Below are 25,422 nucleotides of genomic sequence, written 5' to 3' on the forward strand. Positions count from 1 at the left end.
AATTTTTCCCACGCGTTTCATCTGCGTGCCTGACGCCACCGCCTAGGGTCACTTCATGTTCAAAAAGTTGCGTGGCATGTTTTCCAGCGATCTGTCGATCGACCTGGGTACAGCCAATACCCTCATTTATGTCCGGGATCGCGGTATTGTCCTTGACGAGCCATCCGTTGTTGCCATTCGTACGCATGGCAATCAGAAGAGTGTAGTTGCCGTCGGTACCGACGCCAAACGCATGCTGGGTCGTACGCCTGGCAATATTTCTGCGATCCGACCGATGAAGGATGGTGTGATTGCAGACTTCAGCGTTTGTGAAAAAATGTTGCAGTACTTCATCAACAAAGTTCACGAGAACAGCTTTCTCCAGCCAAGTCCCCGTGTACTTATCTGCGTACCGTGCAAGTCCACCCAGGTCGAGCGCCGTGCCATTCGTGAATCGGCTCTGGGCGCTGGCGCCCGTGAAGTCTTCCTGATCGAAGAGCCGATGGCAGCTGCCATTGGCGCAGGTCTTCCGGTTGAGGAAGCGCGTGGTTCGATGGTAGTGGACATCGGTGGCGGCACCAGCGAGATCGCCTTGATCTCCCTGAACGGTGTTGTCTATGCCGAGTCCGTACGCGTAGGCGGTGACCGCTTCGATGAAGCGATCGTGACCTATGTCCGCCGCAACTACGGCAGCCTGATCGGTGAATCTACTGCCGAGCGCATCAAGCAGGAAATCGGTACGGCCTACCCGGGCGGTGACCTGCGTGAAATCGACGTCCGCGGCCGCAATCTGGCTGAAGGCGTACCGCGCAGCTTTACGTTGAACTCCAACGAAGTGCTGGAAGCCCTGCAGGAATCGCTGGCAACCATCGTCCAGGCGGTCAAGAGCTGTCTGGAGCAGTCCCCGCCGGAGTTGGCTTCGGATATTGCCGAGCGCGGTCTGGTCCTGACCGGTGGTGGTGCTCTGCTACGTGATCTAGACAAGCTCCTGGCGCAGGAAACCGGCCTGCCGGTGATCGTGGCGGAAGATCCTCTGACGTGTGTTGCCCGCGGTGGCGGCAAGGCGTTGGAGATGATGGACCGTCACGCTATGGATCTTCTTTCCACCGAATAAGTCGCATGCATGAATATCAGGGCCTGCATGGCGGGCCTTGATGTTGTCATGATTGACGCTTCGAGGACGAGACCATCAAGCGTATATTTTCCAAGGGTCCTTCGCTTGGCGTCCGTCTGCTGGCTCTGGCTGTTCTGTCTGTCAGCCTGATGGTGGTAGATGCCCGCTTCGATTATCTGAAGCCGGTGCGCAGCGAAATGGGCCTGGTGCTTACACCCTTCTATTGGGCAGCCGATCTCCCGGTTCGTGCCTGGCAAGCCGTGCGCGATCAGTTTTCCAGCCGTACTGAAATCATGGCTGAAAACGAGCGCCTCAAGGCTGAGGCACTGCTTATGCAGCGTCGCCTGCAAAAGCTGGCGGCTTTGACCGAGCAAAACGTACGACTTAGAGAATTGCTCAACTCTGCCGCCCTGGTAGACGACAAAGTGCTGGTCAGCGAGCTGATTGGCGTCGATCCGAATCCATTTACTCACCGTATCCTGATCGACAAAGGCGCGAAGGATGGGGTCTTTATCGGCCAGCCGGTGTTAGACGCCAGTGGGTTGATGGGGCAAGTGGTCGAAGTCATGCCCTATGCCGCCCGTGTCCTGCTGTTGACGGACGTCACCCATAGCATTCCTGTTCAGGTCAACCGCAATGGTTTGCGTGCTATCGCCATGGGAACTGGTAACCCTGAGCGTCTTGAACTGCGCCATGTGGCCGATACCGCCGATATCAAGGAAGGCGATCTACTGGTCAGCTCTGGTTTGGGGCAGCGGTTTCCTGCGGGGTACCCGGTCGCAACCGTGACCGAAGTAGTGCATGACTCAGGGCAACCGTTTGCCATTGTGCGAGCTGTACCCACTGCCAAGCTGAACCGCAGTCGCTATGTGCTATTGGTCTTCAGTGATCCACGTACACCTGAGGAACGGGCCTACGATGCTGCCCGGGCCCAGGAAGAAGCGGATCGCAAAGTGTCCCAGGAGCAGCAGGGAACAACGCCAGCGGCAACCTCGCCCGCCCAGGTTAATAATCCCGCTCAGCCAGCCAGTGGTAATAACAAGACACCGGCGACCAACGCGGCGGCTCCGGCTGCTCAGTCGGCCAAGCCCCAGACTCAACCCGCGAAGCCTGCCGCCAAGCCGCAGTCCAGCCAAGCCCCGGCCGCCTCGACACAACGCGCCCAGGAGGCCCGTTAATGGCCTTTCGGATCGGCCATAACGGCTGGGTTATCTGGCTGACATTGTTGGTGGGGCTGTTGCTTTCGGTTGCGCCAATGCCGGACTTCATGGAAATCGGGCGGCCCTTATGGCTGTCCATGTTCTTGACGTTCTGGACGTTGGCGCTGCCTCACCGGGTAGGCCTGAGTACGGCCTGGGTTTTCGGATTGGCAGAGGATGTGCTGTACGGAAATCTGCTTGGCCAGAATGCCCTGATTCTGAGCCTGGTAGTTTTTCTGGTGCAATCATTACAACAGCGGCTTCGCGTCTTTCCCATTTGGCAGCAGGGCTTTGTGCTGCTGGTCGTCTATGGCATCTCGCAGCTGGTTCAGCTCTGGCTGAATACGTTGACGGGTAATCGTCCACCCACCCTGGTATTTCTTGCACCCTCCCTGGTCAGCGCCTTGCTCTGGCCTTGGGTATATCTGGTGCTACGTGATTTGCGAACGCGTTTCAATGTAAGTTGACGTGGCGTCGGCGGCTGATCTGCTGACGTGAGCGTTTCAAGGAGCCTTCTATGCCACGTCTGTATCTTGCTTCCGGATCTCCACGCCGTCGTGAGTTGCTTGAGCAAATCGGTGTGCCGTTCGAACGTCTTTCGGCCGAAATTAATGAGGCCGTGCTGCCTGGCGAGACAGCAGATGCCTATGTCGAACGTCTTGCCAGAAGCAAGGCACAGGCAGGTCTGGCACTTTTGTCTGGTGACACGGTTGATTGCGTCCTGGGAGCCGACACTAGCGTCGTGTTGGATGGGCACATTCTGGGCAAGCCGGAAAGCCGCGAGCATGGCATGGCTATGTTGGTTCGTCTGAGCGGCAAAACGCATACCGTTCTAACCGCAGTTGCCGTAGCCAGTAAAGACCTGTGCCTGGCGCGTGTCGTGTCGAGCGAAGTAACGTTCAGGCCTATCAGTGAAGCCGAGCGTCAAGCCTATTGGGCAAGCAGTGAGCCGGCCGACAAGGCAGGCGGCTACGGAATCCAGGGGCTGGGCGCTGTCTTTGTTCAACATATAGCGGGAAGCTATAGCAGCATCGTCGGACTCCCCCTTTGTGAAACAGCGGAGCTTTTATCAACGTTTGGCATACCATGCTGGCAGCCCAATGTACCTCGTTGAAAAGGTTAATACCCTAGATAGCGCCGATACCGATAAGCTGCAAGACACCTCGAATAATGGATAAGTCTATGAGCGAAGAAATCTTGATCAACATCACCCCGATGGAGTCTCGGGTGGCGGTTGTTGAAAACGGCGTTCTGCAAGAGGTTCATATCGAACGCACGATGCGCCGGGGCATTGTAGGCAATCTGTATCAAGGCAAGGTTGTCAGAGTCCTGCCTGGGATGCAGGCGGCCTTTGTGGATATTGGGCTGGCCAGGGCCGCCTTTATTCATGCTGCCGAGATTTCTACCCGCGAGGGCAGTGCTGTCGAAAGCATCAGTGCCCTGGTTCATGAGGGGCAAAGTCTGGTCGTTCAGGTCACGAAGGATCCGATCGGAACCAAGGGGGCGCGCCTGACAACGCACCTTTCAATTCCCTCACGCTATCTGGTGTACATGCCCAAGACCAATCATGTGGGCATCTCGCTGAAAATCGAGGATGAAGCCGAGCGTGAACGGCTCAAGAACATCGTTGAAAAGTGCATCGCCAACGAGTGTATCGAGGAAGCCGGTGGCTTTATTCTTCGTACGGCGGCGGAGGGCGCGCGTGAAGATGAAATCAAGGCGGATATCCGCTACTTGCGGCGGCTGTGGGCTCAGATTCATTCTCAGATGAATAAGGTTCCTGCGCCTACGACCATCTATGAAGACCTTGACCTTCCATTGCGTACCTTGCGGGATCTGGTCAGTCCGCGCAGTGAAAAGATTCGTGTGGACTCTCGGGAAAACTTCCAGCGAATTGGCCAGTTCGTGTCCGAGCTGATGCCTGAAGTATCTGATCGCCTAGAGCATTATCCTGGCGAGCGTCCGATTTTCGACTTGTATGGCGTCGAGGATGAAATCCAGAAGGCGCTTGAGCGAAAGGTCATGCTCAAATCGGGCGGGTATCTGATCATCGATCAGACCGAGGCCATGACTACGATAGACGTGAATACAGGTGCATTCGTAGGGCACCGTAACCTGGAAGAGACAATCTTCAAGACCAATCTTGAGGCAGCTACGGCAATTGCCCGGCAGTTACGGCTGCGAAACCTGGGCGGCATCATCATTATCGATTTCATCGACATGGAAGATGAAGAACATCAGCGCCAAGTGCTTCGCAATCTGGAGAAGCAGCTGGAGCGCGATCACGCCAAAACCAACATCATTGGCATTACTGAGCTTGGTCTCGTCCAGATGACGCGCAAGCGCACACGTGAAAGCCTGTCGCAGGTCCTGTGTGAGCCTTGTCCGGCGTGCCAGGGACGTAGCATGCTGCGGACGGCTGAAACTATCTGCTACGAAATCTTCCGTGAAATTCTGCGCGAAGCACGCGCTTACCAGGCAAACTCCTATCTCGTGTTGGCCAATCAGAAGGTGGTAGACCGTCTTCTTGATGAGGAGTCAGGCAATGTAGCGGACCTGGAAGCTTTTATCGGTCGAACGATCAAGTTTCAGGTCGAACCTATGTACTCCCAGGAGCAATATGATGTTGTACTGCTGTAAGCCGCTGAGCTTAGGCTGATGGCAGGGTTGGGCCGCTTCATCGGAACACTCCTGCGCCTTGGTTTCGGTCTGTGTGCTCTGATCCTGATCTTGCTGGCGCTTTATGTCAGCGTAGGGCGCCAACTCATGCCGGGCGTTGCCGAGTATAGAGCCGACGTTGAGGTGCGCTTGAGCAGTGCCTTGAAGCAGCCTGTACGCCTGGGCGCCTTGAAGGGAAGCTGGCAAGGACTCAATCCTGTCATTGACCTGCAGGACCTGGAACTGGGTGAGGGCAGCCAGCCTCTGCATCTGGAGCGAATCAGGGTTGTGCCGAATATGTTCCAGAGCCTCCTGCACTGGCAGCCCATACTGAGTTATGCCAGCCTCGACGGTGTACGACTCGAGTTGCTGGAAGAAGCGGATGGGCGCTGGCGTATCGCAGGACTGCCCCAGCGTGATGATGAGCAAGAGCCTTTTGATCCCGCACCGCTTCTCAAGTGGCTGCCCTCGCTTGGGCGACTATCAGTACTCAATGGGCAGCTCAGCGTTTTATCCCATGAAGGAAAAGTGTTTACGCTGCGCTATGTCGAGGCAACGCTGTCTACGAGACGTAACGGCGATGTCCGTCTCGATGCGCGTTTGAATCTACCTGACGGGCAGCCCTTGGCCTTAGACGTCCAGGGGCAGGTCGATTCGGCGCATTGGCAGGACAGCCGATTCAAGAGCTATTTGAGCCTGCCCCAGACGGACTGGGCACAGTGGGTGCCACGTACTCTGACGCGGCAGTGGCGGCCGCATGAGTTACATGCAGGAGGAGAGGTCTGGCTTGACTGGGCTCATGGAGTGCCTCAAGACGCAGCCTTGCGGCTCAATGCGGCTCGGCTGGTGGCTTCGTATGGTACCCGTGCGCCCGCTGGTCTTGATGACCTCGCCTTGAACCTTTCATTTACCCGCGAGAAAAACGGCTGGCGAGCCATCGGTTCCGATCTTGCGGTAAGCCTTGGGGAGAAACGCTGGAGTGGTGTGACATTAGCGGTTCAGCGCAATGATGCAGCGGATCGCTGGCAGGTACGTGCCGACCGGCTCGATCTGGCACCATTGGCGGCCGCCGTCCAGGCACTTGCGCCTTTACCTGAAAATGTGGCGTCAGCGTTATCGGCACTTAGTCCGCATGGTGCGCTACGTAACATCTCGCTGGACTACCAACCCCAGAAAAGTCTTGCTGATCGCCTCGCGTTTGCAGCCAACCTGGAAAAGGTAGGGTTCTCGGCCTATCACGGTGCGCCGGCTGTCGAGAATGCCAGTGGTAGTGCAACTGGCGGACTGCAGCATGGCGAATTGCGGCTGGATACCACCAACTTCTCGCTGCATCTGGCCACCCTGTTTCCTGAACCGTGGCAGTACCGTACAGCCAAAGCGCGCTTGAATTGGTCTTTAAGCGATGACAGCTTTACCTTGTCGAGTCCGTTGATGCGCGTCTCGGGTGAAGAGGGTGATGCCGCCGGTGACATGTTCATCCGGCTGGCGCGCAAGCCAGGCATTGAAAGCTACATGGACCTGCGTGTTGGGCTGCGCAATGGTGATGCGCGCTATACCGCCAAGTATCTGCCTACCCGGACACCTGCGATGAGTGGCCCTCTGGCTGACTGGCTCAAGACTGCGATCAAGGGTGGCCATATCGATGAAGGTATTTACCAGTATCAGGGTTCCCTGATGCACGATGCACCGCCGGGTGCACGTACCATGAGTCTTTTCTTTCGCGTCCACGACGCATTGCTTGCCTACCAGCCGGGTTGGCCAGAGTTGCGTGAGGCCAGCGGCGATATAGTCATTGAAGATGATGCCGTTCGCATTCAGGTACCGGAGGGGCGAATCCTGGATACCCAGGTCAGCAAGGCAAATGTCACCATCCCGCTGCGACATGATGGCAGTACGGTCCATCTGTATCTGAAAAGTGACTTGGACAGTAGTGTAAAGGACGGGCTCACGATCTTGCAGGAGACGCCGTTACCGACAGCCGAGACATTCAAGGGATGGCGGGGGGAGGGGGCTCTAAAGGGTAAGCTTGACCTGGATTTGCCTTTTGATCATGGGCTACCGCCCAAGGTGATTGTGGATTTCGTGGCTAATGGGGCCCGGTTACAGCTGGCAAATCCCATGCTCGATGTCACCAATATCCGCGGTGCGTTTCGCTATGACACGACACGAGGCTTGAGCGCACCGGATATCAAGGCGCAGGTATTGGGCAGTCAGGCCCACGGCAAGGCGTTCGCCGAAGGGAACCAGACCGATCCCAAGACCCGCCTCGTGGCTGAGGGCAAGGTAGCGCTCAGTCAGCTTACCCAATGGCTGGGTGTTGGAGGCCGGCCATTGCCAGTGTCAGGCGATATTCCGTATCGCATGAGCCTGACCCTGGCAAACGAGGCCAGCGAAATCGTAGTAGCCTCGAATCTTCAAGGGGTAGCTATTGATCTGCCAGCACCGTTTGGCAAGGATCCGCAGACCGCCCATGACGGTTTTTTCAGTATGACACTCAATGGGCCCGAGCGTCGTTATGAGGCGACATATCAAGGCTTGGCGGATGCCGTTATCGTCGCACCGCCGGATCGCTTGACCGAGGCCCGTGGCGAGGTTGTTCTGGGAAATGGCACAGCCAATCTCCCGAGCGGTCAGGGAATCCGTGTTCGTGGCGTCCTGGATCGTCTCGTGCTGAGTGAATGGCAGGTCGCTATCGAAAAGTACGTTACGCCTGGTAAGGAACCGGCTACGCGCTCTGGTGGTGGGCCTGCCTCGCCCGACTCCATGCTCTCAATACTTGCGGGCGGGCAGCTCAAGGTAGTGCATTTTGAAGGTTTCGGTCAGACCGTCGAAAACCTCGCTGTTCAGCTGGAACCACAAAGTAATGTCTGGGTGCTTACGCTCGATAGCTCGGTCATTGCCGGCCAGGTACGGTTGCCGGAAGACCGCAAGGTACCCATTACGCTTGCGCTCAAACATTTGGACTTTCCCAGTCATGCTGCTCCGGCAGGGGGCGCCAAGCCCGTCGAAAGTCCTGATCCCCTGGCGAATATCGACCCGCATGGCCTGCCGGCAATGGACGTATCGATTGATACCCTTTCGCTGGGCGGTGAGCCTGTTGGCGCACAGCGACTCAGGATCCGGCCAACGACGGCAGGAGTGCGCTTTTCAGACCTGAACCTCTATCTGAAGGGGCTGAAGGTCGAAGGTACGATGGATTGGGAGGGGTTGCCGGGCACTACGCGTACACGGTATAGCGGTCGTCTCTCGGGTGACAACGTTGCCGATGTATTGCTGGCCTGGAAGTTTGCATCCAGTGTGACCAGTCGCGAGTTTCGTCTTGATGCCAACGTCAGCTGGCCTGGATCGCCAGCCTGGGCGGGGCTGAATCGTCTGTCCGGCACACTGGATGCCAGCCTGCGTAACGGACAGTTGCGTCAGGTTGAAGGCTCTGCATCAGCGCTCCGGGTGTTTGGCCTGCTCAATTTCGAGGCCATACGGCGGCGGCTGCGGTTGGACTTTTCCGATATTTTTGGCCGCGGCCTGAGTTACGACACGATCAGCGGGTTACTGGAGGCGCAAAACGGTGTTTTTCTAACCCGGAAACCCATCATTCTGGATGGTCCTTCTACCGATATGCAGATGCAGGGTACGCTGGACCTGGCCCATGATCAGGTTGACGCCCATTTGCAGGTTGGATTGCCCTTGACCAACTCATTGCCTATCGCAGCGTTGATTGCCGGAGCACCTGCCATAGGTGGAGCCCTGTTCATTGTGGATCGCTTGATTGGTGACAGGGTAACCCGCATGGCCAGTGTGAACTATCACATCCACGGGCCCTGGCAAAATCCACAGATGACACTGGGCAAGAAGTGAACCCTGCGCAAAGAAATGCGACTGTTCTGCCATGACAGAAGAAGTCGGTTGAGCGTAAGCGGATCCTCTGCGTAGCATAGACAAGTCAATACGAGGTGGGCTATGACGTTTGCGGTAATCCAGATGGTAAGCCAAGACGACATAGAGGCCAATCTTGCTACGGCATACCGTCTGCTTGAGCAGGCGGCCAAGGCTGGAGCACAGCTGGCAGTCCTGCCCGAGAATTTCGTTGCGATCGGTCACTCCAATCCTGCCATGATCGGCCAGGCGGAGGCGCTAGGAGCAGGGCCCATCCTGCCTTGGTTAAGCTGTTCTGCTCGTGCATTGGGGCTCTGGATTGTCGCCGGGACATTACCGTTTCCTCCAGATGATCAGCCATATGCCAAGCCAAGGGCGTGCTGCCTGTTGATCAATGATCAAGGGGAGCGAGTAGCTCGTTATGACAAGCTGCATCTCTTCAATGCCCGTGTAGATGATCGGCAGGGTAGCTATAGAGAGGGTGATCACTATGCGGAAGGCCAGGATATCGTCGTGGCGGATACCCCTGTAGGGCGGCTTGGCTTGACGGTTTGCTATGACTTGCGTTTCCCTGAGTTGTACACCTCTCTACGTGAGGCCGGTGCCGAGTTGATTGCTGCGCCTTCGGCATTCACGGCTGTTACGGGAAAGGCTCATTGGGATATCTTGATACGTGCCCGAGCTATCGAAACGCAATGTTATATTCTGGCCGCTGCGCAGGGAGGTCTGCATCCACGAGGTCGGGAAACCTGGGGCCACTCCGCTATTATCGATCCTTGGGGGCGCGTCCTTGAAGAGTCGCCTACAGGGGAAGCTGTCATGATTGGACGGCGTAATATTGTCCAGCAACAAGCATTACGCGAACAGATGCCGATTGCTCAGCATCGTCGCTTTGGTTTTGCAACATCGCCCTTGCCAAGCCACGAATGACCACAATCGACTTGATTGGGCATTTCCATTAAGCACAACGCGCAAGACGCGCTAAGGTCAATAAAGAAGATCTGTGTGTTTCAACGTGTTGTGCACGCCTTGCATAAGACCTTTCGGCTATTGGAGTAAGCATGAGCCAATACCTGACTTCTGTCAGTCAACATCTTCTCAATCCAGGTGGGCTTGAAATCGACAGCCTGCCAGTGGTTCTTCATCAACTGGCGGGACCAGGAATCGACGCCGCCGATCTGTATTTCCAAAGCATGATTTCCGAGTCTTGGCTGCTTGAGGACGGCATCGTCAAGGAAGGCGGCTTTCATATGGACCAAGGCGTTGGTGTCCGTGCTCAATCAGGTGAAAAGACCGGGTTTGCCTATAGTAACGCCATCACACTGGATGCCTTGAGCCAGGCTGCCCAGGCTGCACGTTCCATCTCACGCAGTGGGGATAACGGCAAGGTTCAGGTATTCAGCCACATCGAGCCGGTACGGCTTTACCCCGAAGAAAACCCACTGGATGTCTTGAGCCGTGCAGAGAAAGTCGAGCTGCTCAAAAATATTGACGTAGCCACGCGGGCTCTGGATCCCCGTATCCAACAGGTTACGGTCAGCCTTTCCGGTGTCTGGGAGCAGGTGCTTGTCGCCGCCAACGATGGAACGCTGGCGGCGGATGTACGCCCTCTGGTGCGCTTCAATGTCAACGTGGTCGTCGAGCAGAATGGTCGCCGGGAACGTGGCAACAACGGCGGTGGCGGACGCACGGATTATCGTTACTTTCTGCGTGAAGACCGTGCCATGAGCTACGCGCGCGAAGCGGTGCGGCAGGCCTTGGTAAATCTGGAGGCTGTTGCCGCTCCAGCGGGCACGCTACCGGTTGTGTTGGGCTCGGGATGGTCTGGCGTCCTGTTGCACGAAGCTGTAGGTCATGGCCTGGAAGGTGATTTCAACCGCAAGGGCAGTTCGGCTTATAGCGGACGTATGAACGAGCGTGTAGCTTCATCGCTATGCACCATTGTCGATGATGGCACTCTCCCTGATCGCCGTGGTTCGGTATCGGTCGATGACGAAGGCACGCCAGGCGCCTACAACGTGCTTATCGAGAATGGCATTCTTAAAGGGTACATGCAGGACAAACTCAATGCCCGGCTTATGGGAGTGGCACGTACCGGTAACGGACGCCGTGAATCCTATGCGCACCTGCCCATGCCTCGCATGACCAACACCTATATGTTGGCAGGTGAAAGCGACCCGGCAGAAATCATCGCCTCGGTCGAGCATGGCCTGTATTGCGCCAGCCTGGGGGGCGGTCAGGTCGATATCACCAGCGGTAAATTCGTCTTTACGACCAATGAGGCTTACCTGATCGAGAACGGCAAGGTGACCCGGCCGGTGAAGGGCGCCACGCTGATAGGAAACGGTCCGGAAGTCATGACACAGGTATCGATGGTCGGCAATGACCTGTCGCTGGACAACGGTGTTGGCACGTGCGGGAAGGAAGGCCAGTCAGTTCCGGTTGGCGTAGGCCAGCCAACTCTGAAAATTGATGCCATCACGGTAGGAGGAACGGGTGCCTGACAGGCAGGCAAGGGCCGCGTATTAACGCAGGCCCCGCTTGGTATCATCCAGTTCACGGATGTACTTGAACAGTTTACGTGCCGCTGACGGCGGCTTGTTATGCGCCTGCTCGTGTTGGGCGTGACGGATCAACTGGCGCAGGTGCTGGCGGTCAGCGTCCGGGTAGTCTTCGACAAAAGCCTGCAGGACCTCGTCGCTACCACCCAGCAGGCGATCCCGCCAGCGTTCAAGGGCGTGAAAGCGCTCGTTGTACTGGCGGGTCGAGGAATCGACTTGTTCGATCATGGCCATGATCGCATCAAGATCCTGATCGCGCATCAGTTTGCCCAGGTACTGGGTATGTCGCTTCCGGGCGACGTTGGCTTTGTGCTTGGGAGCCTCGGCCAAAGCGCGGCGCAAAGGCTCGGTCAAGGGGAGGCGGTCAAGCAGGTCAGGGCTCATCCCGGCGAGGCGCGCGCCAAGGTCCTGCAGGGCATGCAATTCGCGCTTGATCTGCGATTTGCTCTTCTCTCCGGAGAAGGAGTCGTCGTCAAGAAAATCAGACATGAGGGTGGTCCATAACTAAAGGTCGCCATCATAACGAGTTGAAGGTCGGTTGTCCGGTCCGCCGGGCTGCCAACGCTGTATAGGAGAGAAGCATGAATCAATCCGTGGAAGTTGTCGGCCCGGCTGCCTTACCTGCCTTGCGTGAACAGGTCGAGCGCATTTTGGCGGAGGCGCGTCAGCAGGGTGCCACTGCTTGTGAGGTCTCGGTATCTGTTGAGCAGGGGTTATCTACAACCGTTCGCAAGGGCGAGGTTGAAACGGTTGAGTTCAATCGTGATGAGGGCTTCGGTATTACCTTGTACGTAGGGCACCGCAAGGGCTCGGCCAGTACGTCCGCAACGGGCGAAAATGCTATCCGTGAGACCGTAGCCGCGGCTCTTGCCATTGCCCAGCACGCTTCCGAAGACGAATATTCAGGCTTGGCCGATCCGGAAAAAATGGCCAAGAGCCTACCTGACCTGGACCTGTTCCATCCCTGGAGCATTACGCCTGACGAGGCGATCGAGAAAGCGCTTATTTGCGAGTCAGCAGCCTTTGCAGCCAATCCCAAAATCACCAATGCTGATGGAACAAGCCTCAACACTCATCAGGGTTGCCGTATCTATGGCAACAGCCATGGCTTTATCGGTGGGTATGCCAGCAGTCGACACAGCCTGAGCTGCGTCATGATTGCGGAAAGTAATGGCCATATGCAGCGCGATTACTTTTACGACGTCAATCGTGTGGCTGAAGAGCTGATGGACCCTGTCTATATTGGTCAGCGCGCAGCAGAACGGGCGGTGAGTCGCTTGGGAGCTCGTCCGGTTCCAACAGCCCAGGTTCCTGTGCTGTTTGCGCCTGAACTGGCCTCGGGATTGTTCAGTAATTTTCTGGCCGCCATTTCTGGCAGCAACCTCTATCGGAAGACGACCTTCCTGGAAGGCGCAATGGGGCAGCAACTCTTCCCCGAGTGGTTATCTGTCGATGAGCGTCCACTAATTCCTAGGGCATTGGGTAGTGCATCGTTCGACAATGAAGGACTGGCGACCTATGCCAAGCCCTTTATCGATAAGGGTGAGTTGGTTTCCTATTTGCTGGGCACCTATTCCGCCCGCAAACTGGGGATGCAAAGTACAGCCAATGCCGGAGGCGTGCATAACCTGTTTGTCAGTCACGGCAGTGATGACCAGGCGGCCTTGATCCGTCGCATGGGCAAAGGACTTCTCGTAACCGAACTCATGGGGCAGGGGGTCAATCTGGTAACAGGCGACTACTCACGGGGCGCTGCCGGTTATTGGGTCGAAAACGGCGAAATACAGTTTCCGGTGCAGGAAGTCACTATTGCAGGGCGTCTTCAGGATATGTTTCGCAACATCGTTGCGATCGGTTCGGATGTAGATCGTCGCGGTGGTATTCGAACCGGATCGGTGCTGATTGAGTCCATGACTCTGGCCGGACGTTGATTCAAACTTTTGCGCCTGCCAATCAAACTACTGTAGGCAGGCGTAAAACGTCGCTTTCGTTTGTCGAATCTGTTAGATATGTTATTGATAAATAATCTCATTTCTTATGAGGTCTGGTTTTATGGGGTGACAGGTCTTTAATTCTGTCCAGTTAACCCATAGCTAATAACTTCCAGCGTCAAGCCTCCTTGGCGCGCTTCACTCAGCAGTAAACACGTGAACGTTCGAGCAACACGGGTCTGCCCTTAGGCAGACGATAGTTATCCTCACATCAGGAGACGACATCATGCCTCATACGCTTCCAGCTTTACCCTATGCCTACGATGCACTGGAGCCTCACATCGATGCGCAGACAATGGAAATTCACCATACCAAGCATCATCAGACCTACATCAATAATCTGAATGCTGCGCTCGAGGGGACTGGCCTTGAGTCCTTGCCGGTAGAAGAACTGCTGACTCAACTGGACAAGCTGCCTCAAGATAAGCGTGGTGTGGTAGTAAACAACGGCGGCGGACATGCCAACCACTCTCTGTTCTGGACCGTTATGACTCCGCAAGGCGGTGGTAACCCGGAAGGTGAATTGGCTCAGGCTATCGATTCCCAGCTGGGCGGTATGGACGCATTCAAAGAAGCCTTTACCAAGGCTGCGGTGTCTCGCTTTGGCAGTGGCTGGGCATGGTTGAGCGTGACGCCTGAAAAGAAACTGGTTGTTGAAAGTACACTTAACCAGGACAGCCCCATCATGAATGGCAATACGCCTATTCTGGGCCTGGACGTATGGGAGCACGCATACTACCTGCGTTATCAGAACCGTCGTCCGGAATACATTGGTGCCTTTTACAATGTAGTCAATTGGTCTGAAGTTGCTCGTCGCTATCAGGCAGCAATGGCCTAACGGGGTACAAGCGTCGTGATCTTCGCGGTGTAAGAGGTTCTTGCACCGCGTCCTCTGATCTTTTTTTCGCCTCAGTAGGCCTATGCGTTCGATACAGACGTTTTTATCAAGTTATCTCGGATTGGCGTTGTGTATCGTCTTGCTGTTTATTGGGGGCACTCTTCTTCAGTTCGAAGCCTTACAGGCGCTATTTCAAAGACCTTCCATGCAAAGCGCAGTGAAAGACGGCATGCTCTGTGCGCTAGGCACTGCGCTCGGTGCGCTCCCCGTACTTGCCGTTTCTCGTATTTCTGAGCGTCTGTCCAATATCATGTTGGGCTTTGGTGCAGGCGTCATGCTTGCGGCTACTGCCTTTTCTCTTTTATTGCCTGCATTGGATGCAGGGGGCTCGCTAGGGTATTCCAAGTGGGGCAGTGGAGCGGTAGTCAGCTGTGGAATCATGCTAGGCGTTCTTGGCATGCTAGGGTTGGAACGTGTCATGCCGGAGCAGGAGTTAGAGCAGCGTGATTCTATTTCCGCCGTAGAGCCGCGAATCCTACTGTTCGTTGCAGCCATTATTCTTCATAACATTCCCGAAGGGATGGCTGTCGGTGTAGCCGCAGGTGGTGCTGTTGACGGGGCAGAGAGCCTGGCGCTTGGGATCGCCCTGCAGGACTTTCCGGAAGGGATGGTGATTGCGCTGGTGTTGGCTGGAGCGGGCGTAAACCGATATAAAGCGGTGGGCATTGGCGCAGCCTCAGGGCTGGTTGAGCCGCTTTTCGCAGTCATTAGCGCCTGGCTGGTCAATTTCAGTCAGATGATGCTGCCCTGGGGGCTGTCGCTGGCAGCAGGTGCCATGCTGTTTGCCGTAACCCACGAAGTCATTCCTGAGGCGCACCTTAAAAAGGGTCACCGCAGTGCTGCCACCGTCGGGCTCGGCATTGGTTTTTGTCTGATGATGGTAATGGATACCGCGTTAGGGTAGGGGAGCGTGGGCGATCATTCGCCTTCGTCGAACCGGTTGTTGATCAATTCAATCAATGCCTGCAAGGCTTCTTCGCTCTGTTCGCCTTCCGTTGCCAAGTGAAGCATCGTGCCTTTGCCGGCAGCCAGCATCATGACAGACATGATGCTTTTCCCATCGATTGTGCTTTCAGGGCTTCTACCGACTCTGACTTCGCAAGGAAAGCGCCCAGCCACACCGACGAACTTGGCCGCTGCGCGTGCATGCAGCCCTAGCTTATTGATGATGGTGATTTCTTGGGCGGGCATTACGTTGAGTGTCCTTAATCGCTATTGTCCAGGTAGGTCGCGGTGGCGAATCTGGACTTTTTTCAGTTTTGATTTGAGAGCTGTTCCCAGTCGCTGGGCAATGTAAACCGAGCGGTGGTGGCCTCCCGTACAGCCAATCGCAATCGTTACATAAGAGCGATTGTTAGCGGCGAAATTGGGCAGCCATTTAGACAGGTAATTATAGATGTCTTGGTAGAGCTCTTCGACCTCGGTTTGCTCCTCCAGATACTCGATCACGGGTTGATCTAGACCTGAAAGCTCCCTGAGCTCTGCTTTCCAATAGGGATTGGGCAGGAAGCGGATATCGAAAACCATATCTGCGTCAACCGGGAGGCCCCGTTTGAAACCGAACGACTCGATTAGAAACGCAGTGCCAGGCTCGGGTGCATTGAGCAAGCGTAGCTTGATCATGTCCTTGAGCTGATAGAGATTCAGATGAGTGGTGTCGATCTTCAGGTCAGCCAGATCGGCAATAGGCATCAGCAGCTGACGCTCATCCTCGATGGCTTCAGCCAGCGAACGATACTCGCTCGTAAGCGGATGACGACGGCGGGTTTCCGAGAACCGTTTGAGCAGTGTCTGATCATCTGCATCCAGATACAGCACATCGCAACGGATATGGCGTGATCTGACTTGCTCAAGCAGCTCGGGAAAGCGTTGTAGCTGGCTAGGCAGGTTGCGGGCGTCGATAGACAGGGCTATCTGAGACTGAGCCCCTTCGGATTCAGTCAGGGCGCGCTCGGACAGGTCCGGTAAAAGACCGGCAGGTAGATTATCGATGCAATAAAAGCCGTTGTCTTCCAGCACATCTAGTGCTGTGCTTTTGCCAGATCCGGAGCGTCCACTGACGATAATCAGATGCATGTTAATGACCGCTTTGGGCGTCGATAACTATTTGATAGAGCCCATTGCTAGTAGTTGCATGGCGCAGTCGGTCGCGGATTTCAGCCTTATCCAGCATGGCTGCAATCTGGCGCAACAACTCCAGATGCTGCTCGGTAGCGGCTTCGGGTACGAGCAGGACGAAAATAAGGTCTACTGGCGCTCCGTCGAGTGAGTCGAAGTCTACCGGTGTTTGCAGGTGGCACAGCACACTAATAGGCTCCTTGGAGCCACTCAGGCGGCAGTGAGGAATAGCTATTCCATTGCCGAAACCGGTCGACCCTAACTTTTCTCGGGCCATGAGGCTTTCGAAAATTGAGTGAGCGTCTTGCCCTGGCAAGTCAGTCGCAGCAATTTCAGAGATCTGCTGAAGCACGCTTTCTTTACTGACCCCTGGCACGCTCACGTGTGAGCGGCCAGGGGTCAGAATGGTTTCTAATCGAATCATAGGGTGATGTTAAGTCTCAACGGACGCCCAACCCTTGCTGCCTCTCGAGCTGTTTCTCTTTGTGTTTGATCAACTGGCGGTCGAGTTTATCGGTGAGAAGGTCGATGGCAGCGTACATGTCTTCATGTTCGGCATTTGCAACGACAGACGCACCTGCAACATGCAAGGTGGCTTCAACTTTCTGTTTCAGTTTATCGACCTGCATGATTACCTGAGCACTGGTAATGCGATCGAAGTGGCGTTCAAGTCGGGCGAGCTTTTCTCCAACGTAGCTGCGAAGGGAGTCGGTAACATCCAGTTGATGCCCACTGATGTTGACTTGCATACCGCGTTCTCCTTATTGCCGTGGTGTAACAGGCAGGCATTAGGCCTGCCGAAGAAACACTGTTGAGCGATAAGCGCCTCTTTTCCCCGCGCTCGCAGTCCGCTCGTGGCGAGCCGCCTAAGTCTAGACCAGCCTTTTCCGTTCACTCGATGGAGCAATGCCCAGCGACTCACGGTATTTGGCTACAGTCCGACGCGCGACCTGTATGCCTTGTGACTCCAGTAAACCAGCGATCTTGCTGTCGCTCAATGGCTTTTTTGCATTTTCGGCGGCAACAAGTTTTTTGATGATGGCGCGAATGGCGGTCGACGAGCATTCACCGCCCTCAGCCGTGCTTACGTGACTGGAGAAGAAGTATTTCAATTCGTATATGCCACGAGGCGTGTGCATATACTTTTGGGTGGTCACACGAGAAATTGTGGACTCGTGCATGCCAACCGCCTCGGCAATATCGTGAAGTACGAGTGGTTTCATGGCTTCTTCGCCATACTCTAGAAAGCCACGCTGATGCTCGACGATTTGCGTCGCAACCTTCATCAGGGTCTCGTTACGGCTCTGCAGACTCTTGATGAACCAGCGAGCTTCCTGCAACTGGTTACGCATGAAAGTGTTATCTGCACTGCTGTCGGCACGTTTCACGAAACCGGCATATTGTGAGTTTACGCGTAGCCGCGGCACCGCCTCCTGGTTCAGCTCAACCAGCCAACGGTCATTGTGTTTGCGCACGATGACATCAGGAACCACGTACTCGGCTTCACCTGATTCGATCTGGGAGCCTGGTCGGGGGTGCAGGCTTTGAATCAGCTCGATTACGTTGCGTAACTCATCTTCCTTGATCTTCATGCGGCGCATGAGCTGGCTGTAATCACGGCTGCCTAGGACGTCCAGATAATCTGTGACCAAGCGCTTGGCTTCCGCCAGCCGTGGTGTTTTGCCTGGAAGCTGATTGAGTTGCAGCAGCAGGCATTCCTTGAGATTACGTGCGCCTACGCCTGCCGGTTCGAACTGTTGAACACGGCGTAAAACTACTTCGACTTCATCAATCTCTACCTCAAGCTCAGGATCTAGCGAGGCGTGTATGTCTTCGAGTGATTCTTCGAGGTAGCCATCATTATTGATGCCGTCGATGATCGACATGGCGACCATGCGATCCACGTCCGACATCGGGGCCAGATTCAGTTGCCAGAGAAGATGGCTCTGCAGACTTTCACCTGTCGATGTTCTGGATGTGAAATCCCATTCATCGTCGTCAGAGCTCGGAAGGCTGCTCGCGCTTGTCTGATAGATATCTTCCCAGGCGGTATCGACGGGAAGCTCATTGGGGATACGGTCACTCCATTCGGACTCGTCCGACTCAGCGGTCTCTATCGAGGGAGCCGTATCCTTGAACGTAACCTCCTGGCTACCAGGATTCGATAGCTCCTCGCCATCGGCAAGCGGGTCGCTGTGATCAAAATCATCGCCTTCTTCTTGCCGCTCGAGCATGGGGTTGGATTCCAGGGCTTCCTGAATTTCCTGCTGGAGATCAAGCGTCGAAAGTTGAAGCAATCGAATGGCCTGTTGCAGCTGAGGAGTCATGGTCAGCTGCTGGCCCATCTTTAAAACTAACGATGGTTTCATGGCTGCGGGCTTAGCACCTTAATCTACAGACGCGAACTGCGCCACGGAGCCCACCAGATAATTTGGTAGGGATGAGCAAATTATATGCCTGGTTTTTACCCTTTTGCCTAGAGGCGGAATTCGTGCCCCAGATAAACTTCCTTAACCAGGTCGTTGGCCAGCACGCTTTCGGCATCGCCTTCAGCAATCAGCTGTCCGTCATTCACAATATAAGCCATCTCACAGATTGTGAGGGTTTCCCGAACATTGTGATCCGTGATCAAAACGCCAATGCCTTTGGCTTTCAAGTGGCGAATGATTTGCTTGATATCACCCACTGAAATAGGGTCGACACCGGCAAAGGGCTCATCCAGCAGAATGAACTTGGGCGCCGTGGCTAGGGCGCGAGCAATCTCGACGCGACGACGTTCCCCACCCGACAGGCTCATGCCTAGGTTGTCACGAATATGGGTGATGTGAAATTCTTGAAGCAGCGACTCGAGCGCCTGGGTGCGTCCGTTTCGGTCCAGGTCCTTGCGTGTTTCAAGGATGGCCATGATGTTGTTGGCCACGGTCAGCTTGCGGAATATCGATGCTTCCTGGGGGAGATAACCGATACCTGCCTGCGCTCTGCCGTGCATAGGCAGGTTGGTGACATCCTGGTTATCGATCAGTACACGGCCATGATCGGCGTTGACCAACCCTACGATCATATAAAAGCATGTCGTCTTGCCCGCACCGTTAGGTCCGAGCAGTCCCACGATCTGGCCGCTTTCGATGGTCAGGCTGACATCCCGGACCACTTGGCGACCCTTATAGCTCTTGGCCAGATGCTGGGCTTTGAGCAGTACTGTCATTGAGCTTGCCCCGGCTGCTGGTCTTTGTTCTTGGGCTGGATGACCATGTCGATACGCGGTCTTGGTGTGGTGATCTTGTTACCGTTTGCACGGCCAGCATTCACGATCTGGCGCTGGGTGTCGTAAACGATCTTTTCGCCTTCGAACGTATTGCCTTGCTGTTCAACGCGTGCCTGGTCGATCAGTACGATTCGGTTTTCATCCGCATAGTACTGGATAGTCAGGCCGTAAGCCTTCACCGTATCTTTGTCCGCAGATGGCTTCTGCTCATAGTGAGCCGGCTTGCCAACGGCAGTTGCAACCTTGATGTTGCCGTTGTTGTCCTGGGTGATGGTCACGGTGTTACCCGTGATCTTCATCGTGCCTTGGGTAATGATGACGTCGCCTCGATAAACCGCTACGTTCTGCTTGTCATCGAGTTCGGCGCTGTCGGCCTGTACCCGGATAGGCTGGTTGCGGTCAGAAGGCAGAGCCCAGGCGTTAACGCTTCCGAACGTAGCGCCCAGGGTTAAAAGAAGGGGTAGAGATTTAACGAACCTCATGCTGGCCTCTTACATTGGACAGCAGGAGCATTCTGCCGTCATTCAGGTACGCTTTCATGCCTTTCGCTGTGGTCACGCTATTAGCGGCCTCAATCTTAACGGCTTGCTCAGTCTGCGCATAATTTTTGTCAGGAAAAACAGTCATTCGCGTCGTCGTCATCACGATAGGGCGGCCCTTTTCGTCTGTACGCTCGACCCTTACATCATCGATCAACTCAGCCTGTGTACCTTTTGGCGCCACCTCGGCCCTTGCGCTGCGAACATGCCAGGGCAGGTCAGTACCGCGGTATGCCAGCATATCGGGTTTCGAAACCAGTGTGACATCGGTGGCCTGAACGTGATCAAGCCGTTCGGCTGTCATCTCGTATTGTACCTTTCCATCGGCACGGTACTGGATCGTTTTGACATTTGTTGCATAGGCATCAATGGCATTATCGGTCTGGGCATTGCCTGCCGGGTCATCGATAAACCGTTGCGGCAAGAGGTTCCAGTAACCGATAGCGACCAGCGCCAGGGCAATCAGGACATAAAGTACAGGTTTACGCAGTGTACGGAACATGACAAAAGGCCTGCAAAAGCATTGTAGTCAAACGGCGGCATAAAGCACGGCAAAGGCTTTGTACCATTTGAGGCGTAAAGCATTTATGAGTGCCATCACTGCCATACAGCAGCAATGATGGGCTGTCTCTCGATATGAGCTGCATTCACATGACGCCTGCGCGAAGCAGGTCGTGCATGTTCAGTGCCCCCAGAGGGTAATCTTTCTCGTCGACCACAACCAAGGCGCTAATCTTGTGATCTTCCATGACTTTCAATGCCTCTGCTGCCAGCATCTGTGGGCGTGCCGTACGACCATGCTCCGTCATGACGTGGTCTATGGTCGTTGAGCGTACGTCAATTCCGCGATCAAGCGCACGCCGAAGGTCCCCATCAGTAAAAATACCTGCCAGTCGGCCATCAGGCTCCGTGACGACGGTCATGCCAAGCCCTTTTTGGGACATCTCAAGTAATGCACCGCTAAGCGAAGTGCCTCGCGGCACTTGAGGTAATTCCTTCCCGCTATGCATGACATGCTCGACCTTGAGAAGTAGGCGTCGGCCCAGAGCGCCGCCGGGGTGAGAAAAGGCAAAATCTTCAGCCGTGAAGCCTCGTGCATCGAGCAAGGCAATGGCAAGCGCATCCCCCAGAACCAGACTGGCAGTGGTGGAGGAGGTCGGTGCAAGATTCAGCGGGCAGGCTTCCTTGGCAACGCCTGCGTCCAGGTTGACAGTAGCTGCCTGGGCCAGAGGTGACTGGGGATTGCCTGTCATACTGATCAACGTGATTCCCAGTCGCTTGATAAGTGGCAGGAGCGTCACTATTTCAGGGGTAGAGCCGGAGTTGGACAGGGCCAGCACAATGTCCGCCTGGGTAATCATCCCCATGTCGCCGTGGCTTGCTTCGGCGGGATGGACGAAAAACGCGGGTGTGCCTGTGCTTGCCAGCGTGGCCGCAATCTTATTGCCGATATGTCCGGACTTTCCCATGCCCAGTACAACGATGCGGCCCTTGCAGTCCAGCATCAGTTCACAGGCTTTGACAAAGCGATCATCTATACGCCCACGCAATGCGTTCACGGCTTCCACTTCATAGCTGATGGTACGATTTGCGGATTCGATGAAATTTGCAGCGTGGGTCATTTGTCTACCAGTTTGCTGGGCAGCAGATTGATTGAAAACGCAGAATTATAACGACAATCAATCCCCCCTCCTATGAAAACGATTGAATTATGTTCATGTTGGGGAGGTAGCGCTGAAATGTTATGCTATGTCCTTGTCGAATAGGCCCTTAAAAGTGCCTTGGATGCCATTCGATGCGTCTGCCAGGAGGGCTGTAAGCTAGGAGTTTAGATGAACACCGATAGCGAGTATGCGGTCGAGCTTAAAGGCGTTACCTTCAAGCGAGGCGAGCGTACCATCTACGAGAATGTTGATATCCGCATCCCGCGTGGCAAGGTGACCGGTATTATGGGGCCTTCAGGGAGCGGCAAGACAACGCTGTTACGCTTGATTGCAGCCCAGTTGCGCCCTGAAAAGGGTGAGGTATGGGTTAACAATCTCAATCTTCCCATACTGTCTCGAAGTGACCTGTTCAATGTGCGTAAGCAGATGGGCGTTCTGTTTCAGAGCGGTGCACTGTTTACAGACCTTGATGTTTTCGAAAACGTGGCCTTTCCTCTCCGGGTTCATACCAAGCTGCCTGAGGAGATGATCCGGGATATCGTCCTGATGAAACTTCAGGCGGTCGGTCTGCGGGGCGCTATCGAGTTGATGCCCGATGAGCTGTCCGGAGGCATGAAACGTCGGGTGGCTCTGGCTCGGGCGATTGCATTGGATCCTCAGATCCTGATGTATGACGAGCCTTTCGTGGGACAGGACCCCATTGCCATGGGCGTACTGGTGCGCCTGATTCGTCTGCTCAATGATGCACTGGGATTGACCAGTATCGTTGTGTCACATGATCTGGCCGAGACGGCAAGTATCGCTGACTATCTTTACATTGTCGGGGATACACAGGTGCTGGGCCAAGGAACCCCCGCAGAGCTCAAGGAGTCGTCTGATCCACGAGTGCTTCAGTTCATAAAAGGTACTCCGGATGGCCCGGTACCGTTCCATTTCGCAGCGCCTGACTATAGCGAAGATCTTTTGGGGAGGCGCTAATGCGTCACATTTCACTGCTTGAGCGCATCCGCTTATTGGGGCGCACAGGCCTGGATGTATTGGCTGCAGCTGGTCGTTCTGTTCTGTTGCTATTGCAATCCTTGTTTGGCCGCTCCGGCGCAGGCAAGGGTGGACAGTTGCTGATCAAACAGCTCTATTCGGTGGGGGTTTTATCGCTACCCATCATCCTGGTTTCCGGTCTTTTCATCGGTATGGTTATAGCACTTCAGGGCTATAACATTCTGGTTACCTATGGTTCGGAACAGGCGGTTGGGCAGATGGTGGCTCTTACCCTGTTGAGAGAGTTGGGCCCTGTAGTTAGTGCGCTTCTGTTCGCAGGTCGTGCAGGTTCTGCATTAACGGCTGAAATTGGCAATATGAAGTCGACAGAGCAGTTGTCCAGCCTCGAAATGATCGGTGTTGATCCGCTCAAATATATAGTGGCTCCGCGCCTGTGGGCGGGCTTTATTTCCTTGCCTCTGCTCTCAGCCATTTTCAGCGTTGTGGGTATCTGGGGCGGTGCAATGGTTGCGGTTGACTGGCTCGGCGTCTACGACGGCTCGTTCTGGAGCAACATGCAGAACAGCGTCCAGATGGCGGATGTCATCAACGGCATGATTAAAAGCCTTGTCTTTGCCTTTGTGGTGACCTGGATCGCCGTGTTCCAGGGATACGACTGCGACGCCACTTCCGAAGGGATCAGCCGCGCGACGACCCGAACAGTTGTCTATGCCTCTCTGGCAGTGCTGGGTCTCGATTTTCTTTTGACTGCTTTGATGTTTGGAGATATCTGATGCAAACCCGCACCCAGGAAATTGGTGTCGGCCTGTTTCTGCTCGCTGGCTTGCTGGCTCTCTTACTGTTGGCTTTGCGAGTGAGTGGCTTGAGCGTTGGCGAGCACAATGACACCTATAAAGCGTATGCCTATTTCGACAATATCGCCGGTCTGACCGTACGTGCAAAAGTCACGATGTCAGGCGTCACGATTGGTCGAGTCACCGCAATCGATCTGGATCGTGATAGCTACCGTGGTCGAGTGACCATGCAGATCGACCAACAGGTCGATAACATTCCGGTCGATTCCACCGCCTCCATCCTGACAGCAGGTCTGTTGGGTGAAAAATATATTGGTATTAGCGTGGGAGGGGATGAGGAGGTTATCAAAGATGGCGGAACTATTCGTGATACCCAGTCGTCGCTGGTATTGGAAGATCTGATCGGCAAATTCCTGCTCAACACCGTCAACAAAGATTCGTCTGGCGATAAGTAAGAAGGACACGACATGCTTAAATTATTGCGAAACAGCGTTCTGGCCTTGCTGGCCGTAGTGCCATTGCTGGCCTTTGCAGCGCCTTCGGCTCATGATGTCATTCAACAGACTACAGATAAGTTGCTGTCTGATCTGCAAACTAACAAGGAAACATACCGGAGCAATCCAGATGCTTTCTATAACTCTTTGAACGAGATCCTTGGTCCGGTCGTTGATGCCGAAGGTATCTCCCGCAGCATCATGACCGTAAGGTACAGTCGTCAGGCATCGCCTGAGCAAATGGCTCGCTTCCAGGAGAACTTTAAGCGAAGCCTGATGCAGTTCTATGGCAACGCACTGTTGGAGTACAACAATCAGGGTATCAAGGTTCTGCCGGCAACTGACAATGATCCCGAGCGTACTAGCGTAGGCATGGAAGTACGTGATAGCCGCGGAACTGTCTATCCGGTCTCTTATACCATGGTAAATATCAATGGTAGTTGGAGAGTGCGTAACGTAATCATCAACGGCATTAATATCGGTAAGCTGTTCCGTGATCAGTTTGCCCAGTCCATGCAGGCCAACGGCAACAACTTGGACAAGGTTATCGATAGCTGGGCCAATACCGTGGCGCGTGCCAAAAACTCTCCTGAAGCTCAAAAGGCCCAGGCTGGCTCATGAGTACGCAGGCGCATCTAGGAGAGAAGGTGCCGGGCGTCATGACGCTGTCTGGTCTTCTCGATCATCAGACGACGGTATCGCTGCGTCAGGAAGGGCAGCGCTATATACAGCAGAGTAGTACCGATGTGATCGTGATCGACTGTGCTGGTGTCGAGCGCTCCAACAGTGCAGGGCTTTCCTTGTTGCTGTCCTTTCAACGTGATGTGTTGCAGGCTGGCAAAAAACTTGAGGTTTGGAATTTGCCTGCAGATATGAAGCAGATCGCAAGTGTGTCCGGTTTGCTGGACATTCTTCCTCTCTCTCATTGAATATCCCATCGCCCTCTATCTGCAACCTTGGGGTTCGCAGTTGGAGGGCTTTTTTGTATTATGTCTGGCTGCGGAATAGGCTGCCAGGAGGTTGAACATGCAGGCTGAAGAAGTTAAACGCTTATTGGAAGCACAACTGCCGGAAACTCAGGTTGAGGTAGAAGGCGAGGGCTGCAACTTCCAATTGAACCTGATTGGCGATGAATTGGCTGCTATGAGCCCAGTAAAGCGCCAGCAGCAAGTCTATTCCCATCTCAATGCATTGATCGCTGATGGCAGCATCCATGCAGTCACTATGAAATTCTATACGCGCGCCGCTTGGGCTGAACGGGCTTGAGTTCGGCGCC

The 25,422-nt window shown here is 54.9% G+C and carries 27 protein-coding genes; 17 read left to right on the forward strand and 10 right to left on the reverse strand.

Annotated features, from left to right (window positions below):
- Nucleotides 1-55: 55 nt before the first annotated feature.
- The 8 genes from mreB (at nucleotide 56) to tldD (ending at nucleotide 11,327) form a co-directional block, all read left to right on the forward strand.
- A complete protein-coding gene (gene mreB / locus HMPREF1487_RS13770; RefSeq protein WP_010797268.1) occupies nucleotides 56-1,093 on the forward strand; it encodes a rod shape-determining protein MreB in 1,038 nt (345 codons plus the stop codon).
- A gap of 119 nt (nucleotides 1,094-1,212) precedes the next feature.
- On the forward strand, nucleotides 1,213-2,271 hold the full coding sequence (mreC, locus tag HMPREF1487_RS13775) for a rod shape-determining protein MreC (protein WP_230382042.1): 1,059 nt from the start codon (nucleotides 1,213-1,215) through the stop codon (nucleotides 2,269-2,271).
- Nucleotides 2,271-2,759 carry a rod shape-determining protein MreD gene (gene mreD / locus HMPREF1487_RS13780; RefSeq protein ID WP_010797270.1) on the forward strand — a complete coding sequence of 163 codons (489 nt, stop codon included), beginning with the start codon at nucleotides 2,271-2,273 and terminating at the stop codon, nucleotides 2,757-2,759. The genes mreC and mreD overlap by 1 nt, the downstream gene beginning before the upstream one ends.
- Nucleotides 2,760-2,809: 50 nt before the next feature.
- Nucleotides 2,810-3,406, forward strand: a complete 597-nt coding sequence (locus tag HMPREF1487_RS13785) for a Maf family protein (RefSeq protein ID WP_010797271.1) — start codon at nucleotides 2,810-2,812, stop codon at nucleotides 3,404-3,406.
- 68 nt (nucleotides 3,407-3,474) lie between these two features.
- The gene (gene rng, locus HMPREF1487_RS13790; RefSeq protein ID WP_010797272.1) at nucleotides 3,475-4,932 is read left to right on the forward strand and encodes a ribonuclease G; all 1,458 of its coding nucleotides are present in this window, start codon (nucleotides 3,475-3,477) and stop codon (nucleotides 4,930-4,932) included.
- Between the two features lie 18 nt (nucleotides 4,933-4,950).
- Nucleotides 4,951-8,805: a YhdP family protein gene (locus HMPREF1487_RS13795; protein WP_010797273.1), complete on the forward strand. Its 3,855-nt coding sequence runs from the start codon at nucleotides 4,951-4,953 to the stop codon at nucleotides 8,803-8,805.
- 102 nt (nucleotides 8,806-8,907) lie between these two features.
- Nucleotides 8,908-9,753, forward strand: coding sequence for a carbon-nitrogen hydrolase family protein (locus HMPREF1487_RS13800; protein WP_010797274.1), 846 nt, complete (start codon nucleotides 8,908-8,910; stop codon nucleotides 9,751-9,753).
- Between the two features lie 131 nt (nucleotides 9,754-9,884).
- Complete coding sequence (gene tldD, locus HMPREF1487_RS13805; RefSeq protein WP_010797275.1) at nucleotides 9,885-11,327, forward strand: metalloprotease TldD; 1,443 nt, start codon at nucleotides 9,885-9,887, stop codon at nucleotides 11,325-11,327.
- Between the two features lie 21 nt (nucleotides 11,328-11,348).
- Here tldD and yjgA read toward each other — a convergent pair whose 3' ends face one another.
- Nucleotides 11,349-11,873, reverse strand: coding sequence for a ribosome biogenesis factor YjgA (gene yjgA / locus HMPREF1487_RS13810; protein WP_010797276.1), 525 nt, complete (start codon nucleotides 11,871-11,873; stop codon nucleotides 11,349-11,351).
- A 92-nt stretch (nucleotides 11,874-11,965) separates the two neighbouring features.
- On the opposite strand from yjgA, the gene pmbA reads away from it, so the two are divergent.
- From pmbA to HMPREF1487_RS13825, 3 genes are all read left to right on the forward strand, one after another.
- Nucleotides 11,966-13,315: a metalloprotease PmbA gene (gene pmbA / locus HMPREF1487_RS13815; RefSeq protein WP_010797277.1), complete on the forward strand. Its 1,350-nt coding sequence runs from the start codon at nucleotides 11,966-11,968 to the stop codon at nucleotides 13,313-13,315.
- A gap of 286 nt (nucleotides 13,316-13,601) precedes the next feature.
- Nucleotides 13,602-14,213 (forward strand): superoxide dismutase, encoded by a 612-nt coding sequence (locus HMPREF1487_RS13820; protein ID WP_010797278.1) that lies wholly within the window; start codon nucleotides 13,602-13,604, stop codon nucleotides 14,211-14,213.
- An 82-nt stretch (nucleotides 14,214-14,295) separates the two neighbouring features.
- Complete coding sequence (locus HMPREF1487_RS13825; protein WP_010797279.1) at nucleotides 14,296-15,177, forward strand: ZIP family metal transporter; 882 nt, start codon at nucleotides 14,296-14,298, stop codon at nucleotides 15,175-15,177.
- 14 nt (nucleotides 15,178-15,191) lie between these two features.
- Here HMPREF1487_RS13825 and HMPREF1487_RS13830 read toward each other — a convergent pair whose 3' ends face one another.
- The 9 genes from HMPREF1487_RS13830 to HMPREF1487_RS13870 all read right to left on the reverse strand — a co-directional run bounded on the left by HMPREF1487_RS13830 (nucleotide 15,192) and on the right by HMPREF1487_RS13870 (nucleotide 21,817).
- On the reverse strand, nucleotides 15,192-15,464 hold the full coding sequence (locus tag HMPREF1487_RS13830; protein WP_010797280.1) for an HPr family phosphocarrier protein: 273 nt from the start codon (nucleotides 15,462-15,464) through the stop codon (nucleotides 15,192-15,194).
- A gap of 21 nt (nucleotides 15,465-15,485) precedes the next feature.
- The gene (gene rapZ / locus HMPREF1487_RS13835; RefSeq protein WP_010797281.1) at nucleotides 15,486-16,349 is read right to left on the reverse strand and encodes an RNase adapter RapZ; all 864 of its coding nucleotides are present in this window, start codon (nucleotides 16,347-16,349) and stop codon (nucleotides 15,486-15,488) included.
- Between the two features lies 1 nt (nucleotide 16,350).
- On the reverse strand, nucleotides 16,351-16,815 hold the full coding sequence (ptsN, locus tag HMPREF1487_RS13840) for a PTS IIA-like nitrogen regulatory protein PtsN (RefSeq protein WP_010797282.1): 465 nt from the start codon (nucleotides 16,813-16,815) through the stop codon (nucleotides 16,351-16,353).
- Between the two features lie 16 nt (nucleotides 16,816-16,831).
- Nucleotides 16,832-17,140, reverse strand: coding sequence for a ribosome hibernation-promoting factor, HPF/YfiA family (hpf, locus tag HMPREF1487_RS13845; protein WP_010797283.1), 309 nt, complete (start codon nucleotides 17,138-17,140; stop codon nucleotides 16,832-16,834).
- Nucleotides 17,141-17,263: 123 nt separating this feature from the next.
- The gene (locus HMPREF1487_RS13850) at nucleotides 17,264-18,760 is read right to left on the reverse strand and encodes an RNA polymerase factor sigma-54 (RefSeq protein ID WP_010797284.1); all 1,497 of its coding nucleotides are present in this window, start codon (nucleotides 18,758-18,760) and stop codon (nucleotides 17,264-17,266) included.
- Between the two features lie 107 nt (nucleotides 18,761-18,867).
- Nucleotides 18,868-19,596, reverse strand: coding sequence for an LPS export ABC transporter ATP-binding protein (lptB, locus tag HMPREF1487_RS13855; protein ID WP_010797285.1), 729 nt, complete (start codon nucleotides 19,594-19,596; stop codon nucleotides 18,868-18,870).
- Complete coding sequence (gene lptA / locus HMPREF1487_RS13860; RefSeq protein ID WP_010797286.1) at nucleotides 19,593-20,138, reverse strand: lipopolysaccharide transport periplasmic protein LptA; 546 nt, start codon at nucleotides 20,136-20,138, stop codon at nucleotides 19,593-19,595. Before lptA ends, lptB begins: the two co-directional genes overlap by 4 nt.
- The gene (lptC, locus tag HMPREF1487_RS13865) at nucleotides 20,125-20,697 is read right to left on the reverse strand and encodes an LPS export ABC transporter periplasmic protein LptC (protein ID WP_010797287.1); all 573 of its coding nucleotides are present in this window, start codon (nucleotides 20,695-20,697) and stop codon (nucleotides 20,125-20,127) included. The genes lptA and lptC overlap by 14 nt, the downstream gene beginning before the upstream one ends.
- A 145-nt stretch (nucleotides 20,698-20,842) precedes the next feature.
- Nucleotides 20,843-21,817 carry a KpsF/GutQ family sugar-phosphate isomerase gene (locus HMPREF1487_RS13870; protein WP_010797288.1) on the reverse strand — a complete coding sequence of 325 codons (975 nt, stop codon included), beginning with the start codon at nucleotides 21,815-21,817 and terminating at the stop codon, nucleotides 20,843-20,845.
- 210 nt (nucleotides 21,818-22,027) lie between these two features.
- Between HMPREF1487_RS13870 and HMPREF1487_RS13875 the strand changes: the two genes are divergently transcribed.
- From HMPREF1487_RS13875 to HMPREF1487_RS13900, 6 genes are all read left to right on the forward strand, one after another.
- Complete coding sequence (locus tag HMPREF1487_RS13875) at nucleotides 22,028-22,837, forward strand: ATP-binding cassette domain-containing protein (RefSeq protein ID WP_010797289.1); 810 nt, start codon at nucleotides 22,028-22,030, stop codon at nucleotides 22,835-22,837.
- Nucleotides 22,837-23,631, forward strand: a complete 795-nt coding sequence (gene mlaE / locus HMPREF1487_RS13880) for a lipid asymmetry maintenance ABC transporter permease subunit MlaE (protein ID WP_010797290.1) — start codon at nucleotides 22,837-22,839, stop codon at nucleotides 23,629-23,631. The genes HMPREF1487_RS13875 and mlaE overlap by 1 nt, the downstream gene beginning before the upstream one ends.
- A complete protein-coding gene (gene mlaD / locus HMPREF1487_RS13885; RefSeq protein WP_010797291.1) occupies nucleotides 23,631-24,107 on the forward strand; it encodes an outer membrane lipid asymmetry maintenance protein MlaD in 477 nt (158 codons plus the stop codon). Before mlaE ends, mlaD begins: the two co-directional genes overlap by 1 nt.
- Before the next feature lie 12 nt (nucleotides 24,108-24,119).
- Nucleotides 24,120-24,767, forward strand: coding sequence for an MlaC/ttg2D family ABC transporter substrate-binding protein (locus HMPREF1487_RS13890; protein ID WP_010797292.1), 648 nt, complete (start codon nucleotides 24,120-24,122; stop codon nucleotides 24,765-24,767).
- Entirely contained in the window at nucleotides 24,764-25,075 is a 312-nt protein-coding gene (locus HMPREF1487_RS13895) for an STAS domain-containing protein (protein ID WP_010797293.1), read from the forward strand. The genes HMPREF1487_RS13890 and HMPREF1487_RS13895 overlap by 4 nt, the downstream gene beginning before the upstream one ends.
- Before the next feature lie 97 nt (nucleotides 25,076-25,172).
- Nucleotides 25,173-25,412: a BolA family protein gene (locus tag HMPREF1487_RS13900; protein WP_010797294.1), complete on the forward strand. Its 240-nt coding sequence runs from the start codon at nucleotides 25,173-25,175 to the stop codon at nucleotides 25,410-25,412.
- The last annotated feature ends 10 nt before the right edge of the window (nucleotides 25,413-25,422 follow it).

Source organism: Pseudomonas sp. HPB0071 (assembly GCF_000478505.2).
Lineage (GTDB): Bacteria > Pseudomonadota > Gammaproteobacteria > Pseudomonadales > Pseudomonadaceae > Chryseomonas > Chryseomonas luteola.

Excerpts from the sequence above, each read along its gene's own strand:
- mreB (WP_010797268.1), top strand. The coding sequence starts at position 56 with ATGTTCAAAAAGTTGCGTGGCATGTTTTCCAGCGATCTGTCGATCGAC.
- mreD (WP_010797270.1), top strand. The coding sequence starts at position 2,271 with ATGGCCTTTCGGATCGGCCATAACGGCTGGGTTATCTGGCTGACATTG.
- HMPREF1487_RS13785 (WP_010797271.1), top strand. The coding sequence starts at position 2,810 with ATGCCACGTCTGTATCTTGCTTCCGGATCTCCACGCCGTCGTGAGTTG.
- rng (WP_010797272.1), top strand. The coding sequence starts at position 3,475 with ATGAGCGAAGAAATCTTGATCAACATCACCCCGATGGAGTCTCGGGTG.
- HMPREF1487_RS13795 (WP_010797273.1), top strand. The coding sequence starts at position 4,951 with ATGGCAGGGTTGGGCCGCTTCATCGGAACACTCCTGCGCCTTGGTTTC.
- HMPREF1487_RS13800 (WP_010797274.1), top strand. The coding sequence starts at position 8,908 with ATGACGTTTGCGGTAATCCAGATGGTAAGCCAAGACGACATAGAGGCC.
- tldD (WP_010797275.1), top strand. The coding sequence starts at position 9,885 with ATGAGCCAATACCTGACTTCTGTCAGTCAACATCTTCTCAATCCAGGT.
- yjgA (WP_010797276.1), bottom strand. The coding sequence starts at position 11,873 with ATGTCTGATTTTCTTGACGACGACTCCTTCTCCGGAGAGAAGAGCAAA.
- pmbA (WP_010797277.1), top strand. The coding sequence starts at position 11,966 with ATGAATCAATCCGTGGAAGTTGTCGGCCCGGCTGCCTTACCTGCCTTG.
- HMPREF1487_RS13820 (WP_010797278.1), top strand. The coding sequence starts at position 13,602 with ATGCCTCATACGCTTCCAGCTTTACCCTATGCCTACGATGCACTGGAG.
- HMPREF1487_RS13825 (WP_010797279.1), top strand. The coding sequence starts at position 14,296 with ATGCGTTCGATACAGACGTTTTTATCAAGTTATCTCGGATTGGCGTTG.
- HMPREF1487_RS13830 (WP_010797280.1), bottom strand. The coding sequence starts at position 15,464 with ATGCCCGCCCAAGAAATCACCATCATCAATAAGCTAGGGCTGCATGCA.
- rapZ (WP_010797281.1), bottom strand. The coding sequence starts at position 16,349 with ATGCATCTGATTATCGTCAGTGGACGCTCCGGATCTGGCAAAAGCACA.
- ptsN (WP_010797282.1), bottom strand. The coding sequence starts at position 16,815 with ATGATTCGATTAGAAACCATTCTGACCCCTGGCCGCTCACACGTGAGC.
- hpf (WP_010797283.1), bottom strand. The coding sequence starts at position 17,140 with ATGCAAGTCAACATCAGTGGGCATCAACTGGATGTTACCGACTCCCTT.
- HMPREF1487_RS13850 (WP_010797284.1), bottom strand. The coding sequence starts at position 18,760 with ATGAAACCATCGTTAGTTTTAAAGATGGGCCAGCAGCTGACCATGACT.
- lptB (WP_010797285.1), bottom strand. The coding sequence starts at position 19,596 with ATGACAGTACTGCTCAAAGCCCAGCATCTGGCCAAGAGCTATAAGGGT.
- lptA (WP_010797286.1), bottom strand. The coding sequence starts at position 20,138 with ATGAGGTTCGTTAAATCTCTACCCCTTCTTTTAACCCTGGGCGCTACG.
- lptC (WP_010797287.1), bottom strand. The coding sequence starts at position 20,697 with ATGTTCCGTACACTGCGTAAACCTGTACTTTATGTCCTGATTGCCCTG.
- HMPREF1487_RS13870 (WP_010797288.1), bottom strand. The coding sequence starts at position 21,817 with ATGACCCACGCTGCAAATTTCATCGAATCCGCAAATCGTACCATCAGC.
- HMPREF1487_RS13875 (WP_010797289.1), top strand. The coding sequence starts at position 22,028 with ATGAACACCGATAGCGAGTATGCGGTCGAGCTTAAAGGCGTTACCTTC.
- mlaE (WP_010797290.1), top strand. The coding sequence starts at position 22,837 with ATGCGTCACATTTCACTGCTTGAGCGCATCCGCTTATTGGGGCGCACA.
- mlaD (WP_010797291.1), top strand. The coding sequence starts at position 23,631 with ATGCAAACCCGCACCCAGGAAATTGGTGTCGGCCTGTTTCTGCTCGCT.
- HMPREF1487_RS13890 (WP_010797292.1), top strand. The coding sequence starts at position 24,120 with ATGCTTAAATTATTGCGAAACAGCGTTCTGGCCTTGCTGGCCGTAGTG.
- HMPREF1487_RS13895 (WP_010797293.1), top strand. The coding sequence starts at position 24,764 with ATGAGTACGCAGGCGCATCTAGGAGAGAAGGTGCCGGGCGTCATGACG.
- HMPREF1487_RS13900 (WP_010797294.1), top strand. The coding sequence starts at position 25,173 with ATGCAGGCTGAAGAAGTTAAACGCTTATTGGAAGCACAACTGCCGGAA.